Origin of the sequence: Microbacterium sp. SCN 71-21, from assembly GCF_001725695.1 — a bacterium.
In the GTDB taxonomy this organism is placed as follows: domain Bacteria; phylum Actinomycetota; class Actinomycetes; order Actinomycetales; family Microbacteriaceae; genus Microbacterium; species Microbacterium ginsengisoli.
The window spans coordinates 24,257-39,441 of sequence record NZ_MEGA01000016.1; the positions used below are offsets into that span (position 1 = coordinate 24,257).

17 protein-coding genes are annotated in these 15,185 nt (G+C 72.3%); 11 read left to right on the forward strand and 6 right to left on the reverse strand.

All coding sequences use genetic code 11. The features are described from left to right. Positions 1–28: 28 nt before the first annotated feature. From ABT08_RS03760 to ABT08_RS03785, 6 genes are all read left to right on the forward strand, one after another. Complete coding sequence (locus ABT08_RS03760) at positions 29–1,765, forward strand: amidohydrolase (protein ID WP_056519426.1); 1,737 nt, start codon at positions 29–31, stop codon at positions 1,763–1,765. A 34-nt stretch (positions 1,766–1,799) separates the two neighbouring features. Continuing rightward, positions 1,800–3,323, forward strand: coding sequence for an MFS transporter (locus tag ABT08_RS03765; RefSeq protein ID WP_045247310.1), 1,524 nt, complete (start codon positions 1,800–1,802; stop codon positions 3,321–3,323). 207 nt (positions 3,324–3,530) lie between these two features. Then, a complete protein-coding gene (locus ABT08_RS03770; RefSeq protein ID WP_048809130.1) occupies positions 3,531–4,874 on the forward strand; it encodes a multidrug effflux MFS transporter in 1,344 nt (447 codons plus the stop codon). 53 nt (positions 4,875–4,927) lie between these two features. Beyond that, a complete protein-coding gene (locus ABT08_RS03775) occupies positions 4,928–6,511 on the forward strand; it encodes an SDR family oxidoreductase (protein WP_082486358.1) in 1,584 nt (527 codons plus the stop codon). Between the two features lie 20 nt (positions 6,512–6,531). Then, positions 6,532–7,008: a MogA/MoaB family molybdenum cofactor biosynthesis protein gene (locus ABT08_RS03780; protein ID WP_045247309.1), complete on the forward strand. Its 477-nt coding sequence runs from the start codon at positions 6,532–6,534 to the stop codon at positions 7,006–7,008. Then, on the forward strand, positions 7,005–7,454 hold the full coding sequence (locus tag ABT08_RS03785; RefSeq protein WP_235557443.1) for a molybdenum cofactor biosynthesis protein MoaE: 450 nt from the start codon (positions 7,005–7,007) through the stop codon (positions 7,452–7,454). The genes ABT08_RS03780 and ABT08_RS03785 overlap by 4 nt, the downstream gene beginning before the upstream one ends. A gap of 26 nt (positions 7,455–7,480) precedes the next feature. Here ABT08_RS03785 and ABT08_RS03790 read toward each other — a convergent pair whose 3' ends face one another. Genes ABT08_RS03790 through ABT08_RS03805 form a run of 4 tightly spaced genes read right to left on the reverse strand, consistent with a single transcriptional unit; the run spans position 7,481 to position 10,276 of the window. After that, entirely contained in the window at positions 7,481–7,717 is a 237-nt protein-coding gene (locus tag ABT08_RS03790) for a MoaD/ThiS family protein (protein WP_045247308.1), read from the reverse strand. Beyond that, entirely contained in the window at positions 7,714–8,220 is a 507-nt protein-coding gene (gene moaC, locus ABT08_RS03795; RefSeq protein ID WP_056519429.1) for a cyclic pyranopterin monophosphate synthase MoaC, read from the reverse strand. Before moaC ends, ABT08_RS03790 begins: the two co-directional genes overlap by 4 nt. Before the next feature lie 53 nt (positions 8,221–8,273). Then, positions 8,274–9,506 (reverse strand): molybdopterin molybdotransferase MoeA, encoded by a 1,233-nt coding sequence (locus ABT08_RS03800; protein ID WP_288114043.1) that lies wholly within the window; start codon positions 9,504–9,506, stop codon positions 8,274–8,276. Continuing rightward, complete coding sequence (locus ABT08_RS03805; RefSeq protein WP_056519443.1) at positions 9,503–10,276, reverse strand: HesA/MoeB/ThiF family protein; 774 nt, start codon at positions 10,274–10,276, stop codon at positions 9,503–9,505. The genes ABT08_RS03800 and ABT08_RS03805 overlap by 4 nt, the downstream gene beginning before the upstream one ends. A gap of 98 nt (positions 10,277–10,374) precedes the next feature. On the opposite strand from ABT08_RS03805, the gene ABT08_RS03810 reads away from it, so the two are divergent. Genes ABT08_RS03810 through ABT08_RS03825 form a run of 4 tightly spaced genes read left to right on the forward strand, consistent with a single transcriptional unit; the run spans position 10,375 to position 13,157 of the window. Further along, complete coding sequence (locus tag ABT08_RS03810; RefSeq protein ID WP_045247305.1) at positions 10,375–10,767, forward strand: TOBE domain-containing protein; 393 nt, start codon at positions 10,375–10,377, stop codon at positions 10,765–10,767. Between the two features lie 31 nt (positions 10,768–10,798). After that, positions 10,799–11,599, forward strand: coding sequence for a molybdate ABC transporter substrate-binding protein (modA, locus tag ABT08_RS03815; RefSeq protein WP_056207526.1), 801 nt, complete (start codon positions 10,799–10,801; stop codon positions 11,597–11,599). Continuing rightward, positions 11,596–12,414: an ABC transporter permease gene (locus tag ABT08_RS03820; protein WP_200930866.1), complete on the forward strand. Its 819-nt coding sequence runs from the start codon at positions 11,596–11,598 to the stop codon at positions 12,412–12,414. The genes modA and ABT08_RS03820 overlap by 4 nt, the downstream gene beginning before the upstream one ends. After that, the gene (locus ABT08_RS03825; protein WP_288114045.1) at positions 12,411–13,157 is read left to right on the forward strand and encodes an ABC transporter ATP-binding protein; all 747 of its coding nucleotides are present in this window, start codon (positions 12,411–12,413) and stop codon (positions 13,155–13,157) included. The genes ABT08_RS03820 and ABT08_RS03825 overlap by 4 nt, the downstream gene beginning before the upstream one ends. On the opposite strand, the gene ABT08_RS03830 is transcribed toward ABT08_RS03825, so the two are convergent. Continuing rightward, on the reverse strand, positions 13,158–13,580 hold the full coding sequence (locus ABT08_RS03830) for a helix-turn-helix domain-containing protein (protein WP_056207522.1): 423 nt from the start codon (positions 13,578–13,580) through the stop codon (positions 13,158–13,160). It abuts the gene before it with no gap. 179 nt (positions 13,581–13,759) lie between these two features. On the opposite strand from ABT08_RS03830, the gene ABT08_RS03835 reads away from it, so the two are divergent. Continuing rightward, positions 13,760–14,359: a GNAT family N-acetyltransferase gene (locus ABT08_RS03835; protein WP_288114046.1), complete on the forward strand. Its 600-nt coding sequence runs from the start codon at positions 13,760–13,762 to the stop codon at positions 14,357–14,359. A gap of 17 nt (positions 14,360–14,376) precedes the next feature. Here the strand turns inward: ABT08_RS03835 and ABT08_RS03840 are convergent, their stop codons facing one another. Continuing rightward, complete coding sequence (locus tag ABT08_RS03840) at positions 14,377–15,162, reverse strand: helix-turn-helix domain-containing protein (RefSeq protein WP_056207518.1); 786 nt, start codon at positions 15,160–15,162, stop codon at positions 14,377–14,379. Positions 15,163–15,185 lie beyond the last annotated feature (23 nt).

Below are 15,185 nucleotides of genomic sequence, written 5' to 3' on the forward strand. Positions count from 1 at the left end.
CCGTTCGTCGACCATCGAAAGGCACATCATGTCCGAAGCCTGCTGCGCAGCCCCGCCGACCACCCGCGCCCACCTCGCTCCCGCCATCGCGACCGCCGGTCAGACCCTCACCCCCGCCGGCTACGGCGACGCCCGTCGTGCCGGCTCCGTCGCCGACCTGCTCATCGTCGGCGAGATCGCCACGGGTGACCCCACGGCCCCCCGCGCCGAGGCCATCGCCGTCTCGGGCGGGCGCATCATCGGCATCGGCAGCCGCTCCGAGGTCGACGGCCTCACCGGCCCCGATACCCGCACGATCGCCCCCGAGGGAGTCGTCATCCCCGGCCTGATCGAGCCCCACGCGCACATCTGGGCCTCGCTCATGACGCTCGACTGGACCGACGTCTCGCACGTCGCGTGCCCCGAGTTCGACGACGTCGTCGCGACGCTGAAGGATGCCGCGGCCCGCACCGCGCCCGGCGAGTACCTGCTCGCGAAGCTCTTCGACCCGAGCCTCTACCCCGGAGAGCCGGTGCTGACCAGGGACATCCTCGACCGCGTGGCATCCGACCGGCCCGTCGTGGTGCTCAACGCGTCGATGCACTTCGCGTACGCCAACAGCGCTGCGTTCGCCGCGGCCGGAATCACCGATCAGACCCCGGAGCCCGTCGGCGGCACGCTGCAGCACATCGACGGGCGCCTCACCGGCGTCGTCGGCGAGTCTCCGGCGGTCGCGCTCCTGCTCGGCAACCTGCCGCGCCCGGATGCGGCGGGCATCGAACGCGGCATCCGCCAGATCCTCACCGAGTTCGCCTCCCAGGGCGTGACCTCGATGCGCGAGGCCATGACCGGCACGATCGCCGGTGTCAGCGAGATCGCGCTGCTGCATCAGATCAACGGCGCGGGTCGACTGCCGACCCGCGTCTCGACCGCGCAGTTCTCCATCCTCGCCGGATACGACACCCCCGCAGCCGTCGCGGCCGCGTGGCGCGAGGCCGGAGTGACGCCGTTCAGCGGCGACGACATGGTGCGCGCCGACGCCTGGAAGCTCGTCGCGGACGGGTCGAACCAGGGCCGTTCCGGCTACTTCCTGCAGCCGTACCTCGGCGAGAACAACGGTGGCCACGCCAACTGGACCCCCGAAAGCCTTCGCGAAGTCATGAAGGCGGGTCTCGACGACGGGTGGCAGCTGATGATCCACACCAACGGGGACGCCGCCGTGGAGTTCGCGCTCACCGCCGCCGAGCAGCTGTTCCCCGGCACCGACCGCACGCTCCGCCACCGGTTCGAGCACGCGTCGGTGACGACGAACGACCAGCTCGCCCGCATGGCCGCGGCCGGCATCTCGCCGAGCTTCCTGATGGACCACGTCTACTACTGGGGAGCCGCGTTCCGCGACACGATCCTCGGCCCCGAGCGCGCCGAGCGTCTGGATCGGCTCGCCTCCGCCTATCGCTTCGGACTGCGTCCGAGCCTGCACTCCGACTACAACGTGACCCGGGTCCAGCCGCTGCATGCCGCGCGCACCGCGGTGCTGCGCCAGCTCGAGGCGGACGGCACGGTGCTCGCGCCCCAGGAATGCGCGACGCCCGAGCAGGCGCTCGCCGCGATCACGACCCACGCGGCCTGGCAGATCCACGCCGACGACCGCGGCTCGCTCGCCGTCGGCAACCGCGCCGACTTCGCCGTGGTCGACCGCAATCCGTGGACCAGCGACCCGGCCGGCTGGGCCGACATCGCCGTGCACGAGACCTACCTCGACGGCACGCCCGCCTTCCAGTCCTGACCCCGCACCTCCCCTCCACAGAAAGAGCCCGCCCATGACCACCTCGACCGTACCCACGGCCGCCCGCACCGCCTCGCGCCTCGCGATCCCCTTCCTCGGCGTCCTCGCCGCCGTACAGGGATCCGCCCCGAACATCGCCAGCACCGCGCTCGTCGGAGCGAGCCGTGGGCTCGACATGGTCGGCGGCGATCAAGCCCTCGCCGCCTCTGTGCAGACCCTGGCGATCGCGGCATCCGTGATCACCACCGGACTGCTCGCCGACCGCATCGGCCGTCGCCGCATGCTCGTCATCGCGCTCGTGACCGGCATCATCGGCCAGCTCGTCGTCGCCGCGGCGCCGACGGCCCTCGTTTACATCCTCGGCCAGGCCATCACCGGCATCGGACTGGGCGCGGTCTATGCCGCCGCGTTCGCCTTCATCCAGGTGCTCGCCGCGCCCGGAAAACTTCCTGCCGCCGTCGCGACGTTCGCGGCGGTCTCGGGCGCCTCGGCCGTGCTGTTCACCTTCAGCGGCGGCATCCTCGCCGGCATCGACTGGCGCCTCGCGTTCGTGCTCGTGCCGGTGCTCTCGGCGCTGAGCATCATCGCCGCGTTCGCACTGCTGCCGAACACGCCCCCGTCGGTCACCGAGTCGCGCGACGTATGGGGTCAGGTGCTGATCGTGGCAGGCATGGTCGTCTTCCTCTACGGCGTCTCGCAGCTCGCGACCTCGCTGACCAGTCCGCTCACCTGGGCGATCATGGCGCTCGGCGTGCTGCTGCTGCTGTCGTTCGTCTTCCAGCAGTCGCGGGTGCGCAACCCGTTCTTCCCGGTCTCGCTCTTCCGTCGCCCCCTGTTCCTCGCCGCCCTGTGCGCGGGCTTCATCTTCAACTTCGGCGTCGCCGCATCGTTCCTGCAGCTGACGAACTTCTGGCAGTACGTGCTCGGAATGGCCCCCAGCGAGGTGGCGATCTGGCAGCTGCCGATCACGCTCACCTCGATCGTGGGTGCGATCGTGCTGGGCCGCCTGATGACCCGCGGGATGAGCAGCCAGCTGTCGATCCTCCTCGGCGGCATCTTCGCGGCCGCCGGATTCATCGCCGCCGCGCTCGTGCGCGACGCGACGAGCCCGCTCGCCTTCGTGCCCGCCGGCATCCTCATCGCGCTGGGAGCCACCGCGGCGGCGCTGCCTTACGGAACGCTGATCCTCGGCGAGGCGCCGGCGGAGTTCTACGGACCGGTCACGAGCTCGCGCACCGCCTTCGGGCAGCTGTTCTACTCGCTCGGCACGGCGATCTCGACTGTCGCCGTCACGCAGCTCACGATCGGCGGCATCGTCTCGCGGCTGGGGGCGAGCGGTCAGTCCAGCTCGCAGATCACCGACGCGCTGACGGCTGTCGGCACCTACGCCAAGGGTGGGGCGAAGCCGGATGCCGCGGTGTTCCAGGCCGCGGTGAGCGCCTATCAGGACGGCTTCGGCATCCTGATGCTCGGCATCGCCGTGCTAGCGCTGATCGTCGGCATCACGGGATACGCGCTCGTCGTGCGCGGACAGCGGGCGAAGGACCTCGCCGCCTGAGGCAGATACGCAGTGAACGGGGGCGATCCGAGCGGATCGCCCCCGTTCTGCCGTTGCGGGACGCGCGGGAGTTGCTATCCTTGAACTCTCAGCCGAATCGATTCGATCATGGTTTCCCCACCTGACGAACGCGACGCGTGACGTCCCGGCCGAGCAGGCCCTCGCCGTCGGCCCCGGCCTTCCGCCCGCGAACACGAAGATCCCCACGTGCTCAACACCGCCCCGAACCCCGTCGTCCCCACCACCGGGTCCACGCCCCGCGTACCCTCGTCCACCGGCGCCATCCGAACGCTCGGCGCCAACCCCGCGACCGCGCCGATCATGCTGCATCCCGGCGATGCCATCCCGGTGCGTCGACGCGCGCTCTACGTCATCATCCTCGGCGCTCTCACCGCGCTCGGCCCGTTCACGATCGACCTCTACCTGCCGGCGTTCCCGGTGCTCGAGGCCGACTTCCAGACGACGGCGGCAGCCATCCAGCTCACGCTCACCGGCACCATGCTGGGCTTCGGGCTGGGCCAGCTTCTGGTCGGCCCGCTGAGCGACAGGTTCGGCCGCCGCATCCCCCTGATCGTGGTGACGGCCCTGCACGTGCTCGCGAGCATCGCCGCGGCGATCGCCCCCGATCTGGTCCTGCTCGGCATCTCGCGGGTGTTCATGGGCATGGGCGCTGCCGCCGGTGGCGTCGTCGCGATGGCGGTCGTCCGCGACCTCTTCGGCGGCAAGCGGCTCGTCATGATGTTGAGCCGACTTGCGCTGGTGTCGGGCACCGCGCCCGTGCTCGCCCCGCTCGTGGGATCGGCGCTGTTGACCGTGATGCCGTGGCGCGGCATCTTCGTCGTGCTGGCCGCCTACGGGCTCGTGATGCTCGTGTGCACGGTGCTGATCATCCCCGAGACGCTCCCGGCCGCGCGCCGCAACGTGCCCGGTGGGCGGGCCGTCATCGCCCGCTACCGTCGCGTGCTCGGAGACCGCGTCGTCATCGGTGTTCTCATCATCGGGGCGATGGCGTTCTCGGGTCTCTTCTCCTACCTGTCGTCGTCGCCGTTCCTGTTCCAGCAGGGGTTCGGTCTGAACGCCCAGGAGTACGGACTCGTCTTCGCGTCGAACTCGATCGGTGTGGTCGTCGGGGTGCAGGTGTCGTCGCGTCTGGCGGCTCGATTCGGTCCGCAGTGGGTGCTCGCGTTCTCCACCGCGGCTCTGGTGCTGTCGGGCATCGCGATCATCGTCGCCGACCAGCTGCAGCTGGGTCTGTGGGGCGTGCTGATCCCGTTGTTCTTCTTCATGACGTCTGCCGGATTCACCTTCCCGAGCACGCAGGTGCTCGCGCTCGATCGCCACGGTGCCGCCGCCGGCACGGCGGCATCGCTGTTGGGCGCCGCGAACTTCGGCGTCGCCGGTCTCATCTCGCCGCTCGCGGGACTCGTCGAGCATGGTGCGCCGATCACGGCGACGACGATGGCCGGCGTGATGGTCGTGTGCGGCGTCATCGGTGTGGCGGCGCTCTGGTTCGTCGTGCGCCCGCGTACGGTCGGTCAGCTCACGCCCTGACCGCGTCGCGCAAGCCCCCACCTCCGGTGGCACGGCCGGCGTAGCGTCGACGTATGACGACTTCCCGATCGTCCGCCGCCCCCGACGACGGTGCTCCTCGCGTGCCCGATCCCCGTGCAGTCCCGACCGGGCGTGAACCGCTGCTGCGGGCCGAGTCCCGTCCGGACGGCACGGCGCCGCGCGCGCTCGTGCTGGGGGCATCCGGGTACATCGGCGGGCGCCTCGTGCCGCGGCTGCTCGCGGCCGGCTATCGGGTGCGGGTGCTCGCGCGCGACCCCGCTCGCATCGCGGCACTCCCGTGGGGAGGCCAGGTCGAGGTCGTTCCGGGCTCCGCCGAAGACGCGGATGCCGCGGCCGCCGCGACCGGCGATGTCGACGTGCTCTTCTACCTCATCCACTCCATGAGCGCCGGGACCCACTTCGAGGACCTCGACCGGCGGGCCGCCGCGACGATCGCCGCGGCGGGGGCGGCGGCATCCGTGGGTCGCATCGTCTATCTCGGGGGACTGCACCCCGACGGCCGGCTGTCGCGGCACCTGCGCTCACGCACCGAGGTCGGGGAGATCCTCGCGGACAGTGGGGTGCCGACGTTCACGCTGCAGGCGGGCGTCGTGATCGGGTCGGGCTCGGCGTCGTTCGAGATGGTGCGCCACCTCACCGACGTGCTGCCGTACATGCCCGCGCCGCGGTGGGTGCGCAATCAGATCCAGCCGATCGCGGTGCGCGACGTGCTGCACTACCTCATGGGTGCCGCGCGGGCGGATGCCGCGGCCGCCGGCGCGTACGACATCGGCGGACCCGACGTGCTGCGCTATGGCCAGATGATGAACGGGTACGCGGTGGAGGCGGGGCTTCCGCAGCGGGCGATCGCCGCGCTTCCCGTGCTGACCCCCGGCCTCGCCTCGCACTGGGTGAATCTCGTCACCCCGATCCCGCGGTCGATCGCGCGGCCACTCGTGGAGTCGCTGCAGCACGACTGCGTCATGAAGGACCACCGGGTCGATGCGGTGATCCCTCGTCCCGACGGCGGACTGACGCCGTACCGCCGGGCCGTGCGGCTCGCCCTCGGACGGGTCGCCGCCGACGACGTCGAGACGAGCTGGCAGGACGCCGAGGTGCTGGGTGCGCCGAGCGATCCGCTGCCGAGCGACCCGGAATGGGCCGGTCGCACCGTCTACACCGATCGCCGCGAGGCCCGGACACGGGCGCGACCGGAGGCGCTGTGGTCGGTGATCGAGGGCATCGGCGGCGCGAACGGCTGGTATTCGTCGCCGCTGCTGTGGGCGGCGCGCGGCTGGATGGACAAGCTCGCCGGCGGTGTCGGCCTCGCGCGGGGCCGCCGCAGCACCTCCCGGGTCGTCGAGGGCGACGTCGTCGACTTCTGGCGCGTCGAGAAGGTCGAGCCCGGGCGAATGCTGCGCCTGCGCGCCGAGATGCGGGTGCCGGGGCTCGCCTGGCTCGAGCTCGGCTGCGCTCCCGATGGCGACGGCGCGCGGTACACGCAGCGGGCGGTGTTCTTCCCGCAGGGCCTGTCAGGCCGCCTCTACTGGCTGTCGGTGCTGCCGTTCCACGGCGCCATCTTCCGGGGCATGGCGAATCGCATCACTGCCGCCGCCGAGGCCGAGACCACTCGATGATGCGGCGGTACCCTGGGTCCATGAGCTTCCGGGCGGCCGTGCTGACGGTGTCGGACCGTTCCGCCTCAGGTGAGCGACCCGACACCTCCGGTCCCATCGCGGTGCAGGCGCTCCGAGGCACCGGGTGGGCGTGCGAAGAGGCGATGATCGTCGCCGACGGCAAGGACTCCGTCGCTCGCGCGCTCGTCACCCTGGTCGGCAGCGGCGTGCGGCTCATCATCACCAACGGCGGCACGGGCATCGGTCCGCGCGACCAGACCCCCGAGGGGACGCGGTTCATCCTCGAGACCGAGATTCCCGGCATCGCCGAGGAGATCCGCAGGCGGTCGGCGATCGACAAGCCGTCGGCTGCGCTGTCGCGTGGTGTCGCGGGACTGGCGGGAGGTGCGCTCATCGTGAACCTGCCGGGGTCTCCGAACGCCGTCTCGGCCGGTGTCGCCTTCGTGCTCGAGATCGCCCGTCATGTGATCGACCAGGTCGATGGGCGCGACCATTGAGCGCCGCATCGGCGTCCGCGCCCGCGTGCGTGCTCGCGCGCATCAGCGCCGCGTCCCTCGACCTGTCCCAGCACATCGACGCCGTCGACGACCCGGCGTGTGGCGCCGTGACGACCTTCATCGGTCGGGTGCGCGACCATGATCCGGATGCCGCGGCATCCGTCGTCGCCCTGGAGTACACCGCCCACCCCGACGCCGAGACGGTGCTCGCCGCGATCGCCGAGCGGGCGGCGGCGGGAACCGTCGCGCGGGTCGCGGTCAGCCACCGGATCGGTCGGCTCGCGGTCGGCGAGGATGCCGTCATCATCGCGGTCTCGGCGCCGCACCGGGCGGCGGCGTTCGACGTCTGCCGCGAGGTGATCGAGCAGATCAAGCTCGAGCTGCCGGTATGGAAGAAGCAGCTCACCAGCGACGGGGAGTCGCTGTGGAAGGGGCTCGGGGGCTGACGCCGGCCCGCGGCGCAGCCTCCCGCTCAGCCGCCCGCGAACGGCGGCAGCACGTCGATGGTCTCGGAGCCCGTCAGCAGGTGCTCGTCATCGACGCGTGCGCCGTCGACGAGCAGCGCGCACCGCGGGAGGACGCCGTCGAAGCCCGGGTGGGCGGCCAGCAGCTGCGCGCGCAGCTCACCGACGGTCGCGGCGCCGCGCTGCTCGGCCGGAGTCCCGGCGATCTCTTCGGCGGCGGCGAAGTAGCGCACGGTGACGCTCACGCGCGGGGGCTCCCCGCGGCATCCGCGTTCAGCTCACCGGGACGCACCCACGCGCCCGACCGGCCGCCCTCCTTCGCGACGATGCGCACGTTCTCGATCGACGTCGCCCTGTCGAGCCCCTTCACCATGTCGACGATCGCGAGGGCGGCGACCGAGACGGCGGTGAGGGCCTCCATCTCGACGCCGGTGCGATCAGCGGTGCGCACCGTGGCGACGATCTCGACCCCGCCGTCGACGATGTCGAGGTCGACGACCGCGCCGTGCACACCGATGACGTGGGCGAGGGGGAGCAGCTCCGGGGTGCGCTTCGCGCCCTGGATGCCCGCGATGCGGGCGACGGCGAGCACGTCGCCCTTGGGTACGGCGCCGTCGCGCAGGGCGGCGACCACCTCGGGGGCGCAGCGCACGAAGCCGCGGGCGGTCGCAGCGCGCACGGTGGGCGACTTGGCGGTCACGTCGACCATGCGCGCGTGGCCGGCGTCGTCGATGTGCGTGAAGCTCATGTCACCAGCATGGCACCGCCACGTGGGCGGCCGGCGTCGGCGAGGTCGAGCGCTCAGCCGAGCAGCATGACATCGAGCAGGTCGCCGGCGGAGACCTCGTCGATGTCGGCGGGCACGATCGCGTACGCCTCGGCGCGTGCGAGGCCTCCCGCCAGGTGCGATCCCGACCCGCCCGCCGTCGCCGGAGCGACGGTCCACGCGGCCGGGTCGCTGCGGTCGATCACGGCGGGCAGGTACTGGCGGCGTCCCGGTGGGGTTCGCCACCCGGACGCCGCCGCGAGCCTCAGCAGCGGCCGTGCGAGGTCTCGCGCCCCGGCCATCGCCCGGATCGCGGGCCGAACGAACACCTCGAACGAGAGAGCGGATGACACGGGGTTGCCCGGCAGCCCGAACAGCAGCGGTCCCGCGGCCAGACGCCCGAAGGCCTGCGGCTTCCCCGGCTGCATGCGCACCCGCACGAACTCGATGCCGCTGTCGGGCGCCGCGAGCGCCGTCTTCACGACTTCGAACGCCCCCGCGCTGATGCCGCCGCTCGTGACGATCAGGTCGGCGCGCGCCGACACCGCGCCGGCTATCGCCGCGAGGAAGGCGGCGTCGTCATCGGGAACGACGGCGCGGAAGGCGACCTCGGCGCCGGCCTCGAGCGCGAGTGCGGCGAGCTGCACCCCGTTCGAGTCGGGGAGCCGTCCCGGCCCCGGCGTCTGACCCGCCATGACCAGTTCGTCGCCGGTCGAGACGATCGCCACCCGCGGGCGTCGCGCGACCACGAGGTCCGTTACTCCCGCCGCGGTCGCGGCGCCCAGTTGCAGGGGGCCGAGCACGGCTCCCGAGGGAACGACCTCGTCACCCACCTGCACGTCGACACCGCGGCGCCGCACGAATGCGCCCTGTCGCGCCGGGGCCGTCACGGTGATCTCCCCGAACGAGTCGGCGAGCCCGCCTACGGTGTCCTCGAACGGCACGATCGCATCGGCCGCCGTCGGCACCGGTGCGCCGGTCATGATGCGCACGGCCTCGCCGGCACCGAACGACGGATCGAGCGCCGAACCGGCGGGCAGGTCGGCGATGACGCGCAGCGTGACCGGAGGGGACGCGACATCGTCGGCTCGCACGGCGAACCCGTCCATCGCCGAGTTGTCGAACGCGGGGATGTCGAGTCGCGCGACGACCGCCGCGCGCAGCACCCGGCCCTGCGCGTCGGCGGGAGTGACACGCTCGTCTCCGGTGGGGGTCACGGCCGCGAGGATCGCCGCGAGATGCTCCTCGACCTCACGCATGCCGCTCATGCGCTCACCCGTGCGGGTCGCAGCGGCACCTCGCGCTGGGTGCCGCGCAGCGCGTCGACGAGCAGCACCCGGCCGAGGAGCGGCTCGCCGACGCCGGTGACGAGCTTCACGGTCTCGGTGGCCAGCACGGCGCCGATCTGCAGGCAGAGCGGGCCGAAGACGCCCACTTCCGCGCACGACGGGAGTGTGCCGACGGATGCCGCGGGGTACAGGTCGTCGAGCACGATCGGCGTGCCTGCGCTCGGCCTCGACCAGAACACGGTGGCCTGGCCGGCGAATTCCTGCACGGTGCCCCACACGAGGGGGAGGCCCGTGGACTCGGATGCCGCGGCCACCGCGCGTCGCGTGTCGAACGTGTCGCTGCCGTCGACGATCACGTGCGCGCCGGCGAGCAGATCGGCGGCGTTGCGCGTGTCGAGACGTGCGCGCCGGGCGATCACCCGGGTCGCGGACAGGTCGGCGGCGGCACGCACCGCGCTGTCGACCTTGGGCGCACCGACATCTCCGCGACGGTGCAGCACCTGGCGCTGCAGGTTGGAGAGGTCGACGTCGTCGTCATCGATGACGGTGAGCGTGCCGACGCCGGCCGCGGCCAGCGCGAGGATCACCGCCGACCCCAGCCCGCCGGCACCCACCACGGCGACGTGCGCGGCCGCGAGCCGGCGCTGGGCGGCATCCCCGAAGTCGAACATGACCCGGTGGCGGGCTGTGCGCACCCGTTCGTCGGCGGGAAGGTCCTCGACGGGGTCGACGAGGGGGGCGAAGGGCATGTCCACAGGCTAGCCCCGCGGAGACAGAGGAGATCTGGCATCCGCAGGTGCGATCACCTCGTCCGGATCGCGCCGCAGATGCGGATACGATCGCTTTCGTGCCCTCCTACAAGATCGCCCAGGCCGCGCGCCTGCTCGGCGTGAGCGACGACACGGTTCGCCGCTGGATCGACCACGGGCTTCTCGCAGCCACCGACGCCACGCCCATCGAGATCGACGGCGCCGCGCTCGCGGAGTTCGTCGTCGAGCGCCGGCGGCAGCCCGCCGATCCCGCGGAGGGGCTCTCGAGCGCCCGCAACCGCTTCTCGGGGCTCGTCACGCGCGTCGAGATCGACGGCATCATGGCGCAGGTCGACATTCAGGCGGGACCGCACCGCGTGGTCTCCCTCATGTCAGCCGAAGCCGCACGCGACCTCGCACTCGAACCGGGCTCGCTCGCCGTCGCGATCGTGAAAGCCACGACCGTCATCGTCGAGACCCCGAAGCCCTGAGACCCCACTCGCACCCGAGGAGCAGCTGCCCATGAACGCCCGTCGCCTCATCCTTGCCGCGGTCGCCGCGGCATCCGTCCTGCTCGGCGCCACGGCGTGCGCGAGCGACGCATCGAGCTCGGCGACCCCGTCGGCGAGCTCGTCGGTCGCCGCCGCCCCCAGCGGTGACCTCACGATCTACGCGGCCGCATCACTGCGCAACGCCTTCCAGGCTGTCGCGACGGCGTTCGAGGCCGAGTATCCGCAGGTGACGGTCAAGCCGATCGTCTACGACGGCTCGTCGACGCTCGCCACCCAGATCGTCGAGGGCGCGCCCGTCGACGTGTTCGCGTCGGCGGACACCAAGAACATGACGAAGGTCACGGACGCGAAACTCGCCTCCTCCCCGCAGAACTTCGCGACCAACACGCTCGTGATCGCGGTTCCGTCGGCGAATCCCGCGCGCATCGCGACCCTCGCCGACCTCGCGCGCCCGGGGGTGTCGGTCGTGCTGTGCGCGCCGGCCGTGCCGTGCGGCTCGGCGTCCCAGACCCTGCTGAAGAACCAGGGCGTCTCGGTGACCCCTGTCAGCCAGGAGCAGAACGTCACCGCCGTGCTCACGAAGGTGTCATCCGGTGCGGCTGACGCCGGCCTCGTCTACGCGACCGACGTTCGCGGGGCGAGCGGTGTGACCGCCATCGTCCCCGCCGGAGCCGACCAGGTCGTCAATGAGTACCCGATCGCCGCCCTCGCCGGCGCCCCGAATCCGACCGCGGCGGCCGCCTTCACGGCGTTCGTGACGAGCGCGGCGGGTGAGCAGATCCTGCAGAGCTACGGCTTCGGAGCCCCGTGATCCGACGCCGCGCCGGCGCGCACGGCACCCGCACACTTCCGCGGGTGCTCGTGGTGCCGGCCGTGCTCGGGCTGGCGCTTCTCGTCGTGCCGCTCGCCGCGCTGGTCGCTCGGGTGGACTGGGCGACGCTCCCGGCGGACATCACGTCGCCCGACGCGCTGTCGGCGCTGGGGCTCTCGCTGTCGACAGCGGTCGTCGCGACCCTCGGATGCCTCGTGCTCGGTGCTCCGCTCGCACTGCTCATCGCCCGGTCGGGCCCGCGCCTCGCCGCGGTGCTGCGTGCGGCCGTGACCGTGCCGCTCGTGCTGCCGCCGATGGTGGGCGGCGTGGCGCTGCTGTATCTGTTCGGACGGAACGGATGGGGCGGCGTCCTGCTCGCGGGCATCGGCGTGCGACTTCCGTTCACGACGACCGCTGTCGTGATCGCGCAGGTGTTCGTCGCGCTGCCGTTCCTCGTGCTGTCCCTCGAGGGTGCGCTGCGCGCCCGAGGATCGGGGTATGAGGTCGCGGCCGCATCGCTCGGCGCCGGACCTTGGACCGTGCTGCGGCGTGTCACCCTTCCGCTCGCCGCCCCGGGGCTGGTCGCCGGCACGGTCCTGTGCTTCGCGCGGGCGATGGGCGAGTTCGGTGCGACGGCGCTGTTCGCGGGCAACGCACCGGGAGTGACGCAGACCATGCCGCTCGCGATCTACACCGCGTTCAACGGGGCCGGCGTCGACACCTCCACGGCCGTCGCGCTGTCGCTGCTGCTGCTCGTCACCTCGATCGCGGTGCTCGTCGCCGTGCGGGCGTGGCGGTTCGGGAGCGTGCGATGACCTCCTCGCTCGACGCCCGGGTCGTCGTGCGCCGCGACGGCTTCGACCTCGACGCGGCCCTCGCCGTCGCACCCGGCGAGACGATCGCGGTCATGGGGCCGAGCGGTGCGGGCAAGTCGACCCTGCTGGGCGCCCTCGCCGGTCTCGTGCCGCTGGACGACGGCCGCATCGCGGTGGGCGGGCGCGAGCTGTCGACGCCCGCGCGCACGGTGCCCCCGGCGCGGCGTCGCGTGGTGCTTCTCTCGCAGGACCCCCACCTGTTCCCGCACCTCAGCGCCCTCGACAACGTCGCATTCGGGCCACGGGCGCGCGGGGTGCCCCGGTCGGTCGCGCGTGCACGCGCGCAGGACTGGCTCGACCGGCTCGGTGTGGGGGCCGCGGCATCCCGTCGTCCCGACGCCTTGTCCGGCGGTCAGCGGCAGCGGGTCGCCCTCGCCCGCGCGATCGTCACGGAGCCCGATGTGCTGCTGCTCGACGAGCCGTCCACCTCGCTCGACCCGCTCACCGCGCAGGATGTGCGCGCGGCCATCGCGTCGCTGCCGGCGACCACCACGGTGCTCGCCACGCACCATGTCGCCGACGCGGTCGCGCTCGCGGCGCGGCTGTGCGTGCTCGAGGCAGGCCATATCGTTCAGCTCGCCGCCACAGCCGACGTGCTCGCGGCCCCCGCGACCGCGTTCAGTGCCGCCCTCGCCGGCGAGGCCGGCTGGCTGCGTGACAACGGGGCGCCCGGTCCGCGCTGATCAGCGCAGCGACAGGATCCACGCGGTCGACCACGACCCGAGCGCCACGCCCGCGATCAGTGCGACACCGGCGATCGCGACCGTCGCCTTCGCGGTCACGCTGCGCTGCAGGTCGTTCGGGATCGGCGCCGCGCCCGTGGGGATCGGCCCGCTCGGATGCTCGAGCGTCGGCATCCGCTGCTCCGCAAGCTCGTCGCGGCGGCTGATCCAGTCGTCGCGGTGATCGCCGTCACCGAGCGCGCGCACGAGCGCGTCGACGGTGCGCACCGACGGCAGATGCCGACCCGCGAGGGCCTCCGAGAGCACGCTCTTGGACACCCCCGACGTGTGCTGCAGACGCGTCAGGGTCGGGTTGTCGGCATGCAGCCGCAGCCTTCTCAGGTCGGCAGCGAAAGCACTGACATCATCTTCGACACGATTCATCCCCTCCATGGCACCAGCCCTCCGACAGCTGCTCGCGCATGACGCCGATACTTCTTCCCCAGTACCGACAGTCCGTGTATATCACCCCATCCCGCTGCGCGGCAGGGGTTGCGTCCGGGCGCATCACGTGGCAACTCCGGGTGCGGAGACGAGTTCGGGGCGGCCGATAGTCTGCGCGGATGCCCCACACGCTCCGCGCCCTCCGTGCCGACGACCGCCCGCGGATCGCGGACGTATGCCTGCGTACCGCCGATCTCGGCGGCGACGCGACCGGCCTGCTGTCGGATGACGCGCTGTGGGCCGACGTCTTCGCGCTGCCGTACACGGTGCGACATCCCGAGTTTGCCTTCGTCATCGCGGACGCGGACGATGCCGTGGTCGGGTACTGCGTCGCCGCTCCCGACACCGATGCGTTCGAGGAGTGGTTCCGCACCGACTGGTGGCCGGTGCGTCGTCGTGAGCCGGATGCCCCGGGCCTGTCGCACCGCGAGGCGGAACTGCGGCGTTACGCCGACGGCCGGCGCGCGGGCGCCGAGCCGTTCGCCGACACGTATCCGGCGCACCTGCACATCGACCTGCTCCCCGCGGCCCAGGGTGCCGGCTGGGGGCGCCGTCTCATCGACGCGCAGCGGGCGGCGCTCGCTGATGCCGGCGTGCCAGGACTCCACCTCGTGGCCGCGGCGGACAACGCCGTTGCCCTCGGCTTCTACGATCGGCTGGGGTTCACCCGCCTGCCGTCGCAACCGGGCACGCAGGCGTTCGGTGTCGTGCTCGGCTGAGCGGCCTCCGCGGCCGGTCAGATGCAGATCGGCGTGCCGAGCTCGACCGGGGTGCCCGCCACCGTCACCGCACCCGTCGCGCACAGTCGCTCGTCGGCCGACACCCGCACGAGCAGCGGAGTGGTCGCGACGGTTCCACCCTGAACCGTGATGCTCTGCCGATGCGGTCCGCCGGGTGCGCTCTGCGGATAGATCGCGACGGAGAGGGTCGCGCCCCGATCGGTGCCATCGTCTCGACTCACCCGCGCCCAGGCGGCAGAGCAGGCGTCGGACCACAGGATCTCGATCTCCACGCGCCCGCTGTCCCGCACGTCGCCGGTGACGACGCGGGCATCGTTGGCGCAGGAGGTCGATGCCGGGTCGCTGCCGTCCCGCACCGCGACGGAAGGCGGCGGCGCTGTGCCTCGAGCCACGTGGGTGACGGTGAGAGCGATGGCCGCCGTCACAACGGTCCCGAGCACGAACGCGGCCGCTGCCCACACGAGCGCGACACGTCGCGCCACGGTGACGGGCGCGGGCCGGATGGTTCTGGCCGCAGGCGGCGGAGCATCGCGCTGTGCGAGTCGGTCGCGCCGTGTCGCCCACCCGCGGGCATCGCCGCCGCACGCGACCGCGATCCGATCGACCGTGCGCGCCGACGGCAGCTTCCTGCCGTTGAAGGCCTCGGAGAGCACGGTGCGGGAGACTCCCGTCTCGCGATGCAGGCGTTCCAGCGTCGGGCTGTCCGCCTCGAGCCGCAGCTGCCGCAGGCCCGCCGCGAACTCCTCGAGCGAATCGTGTTCCCCCTGCGCACCCGCTGTCACGATGTCCCCCCGGATCGCTTCGT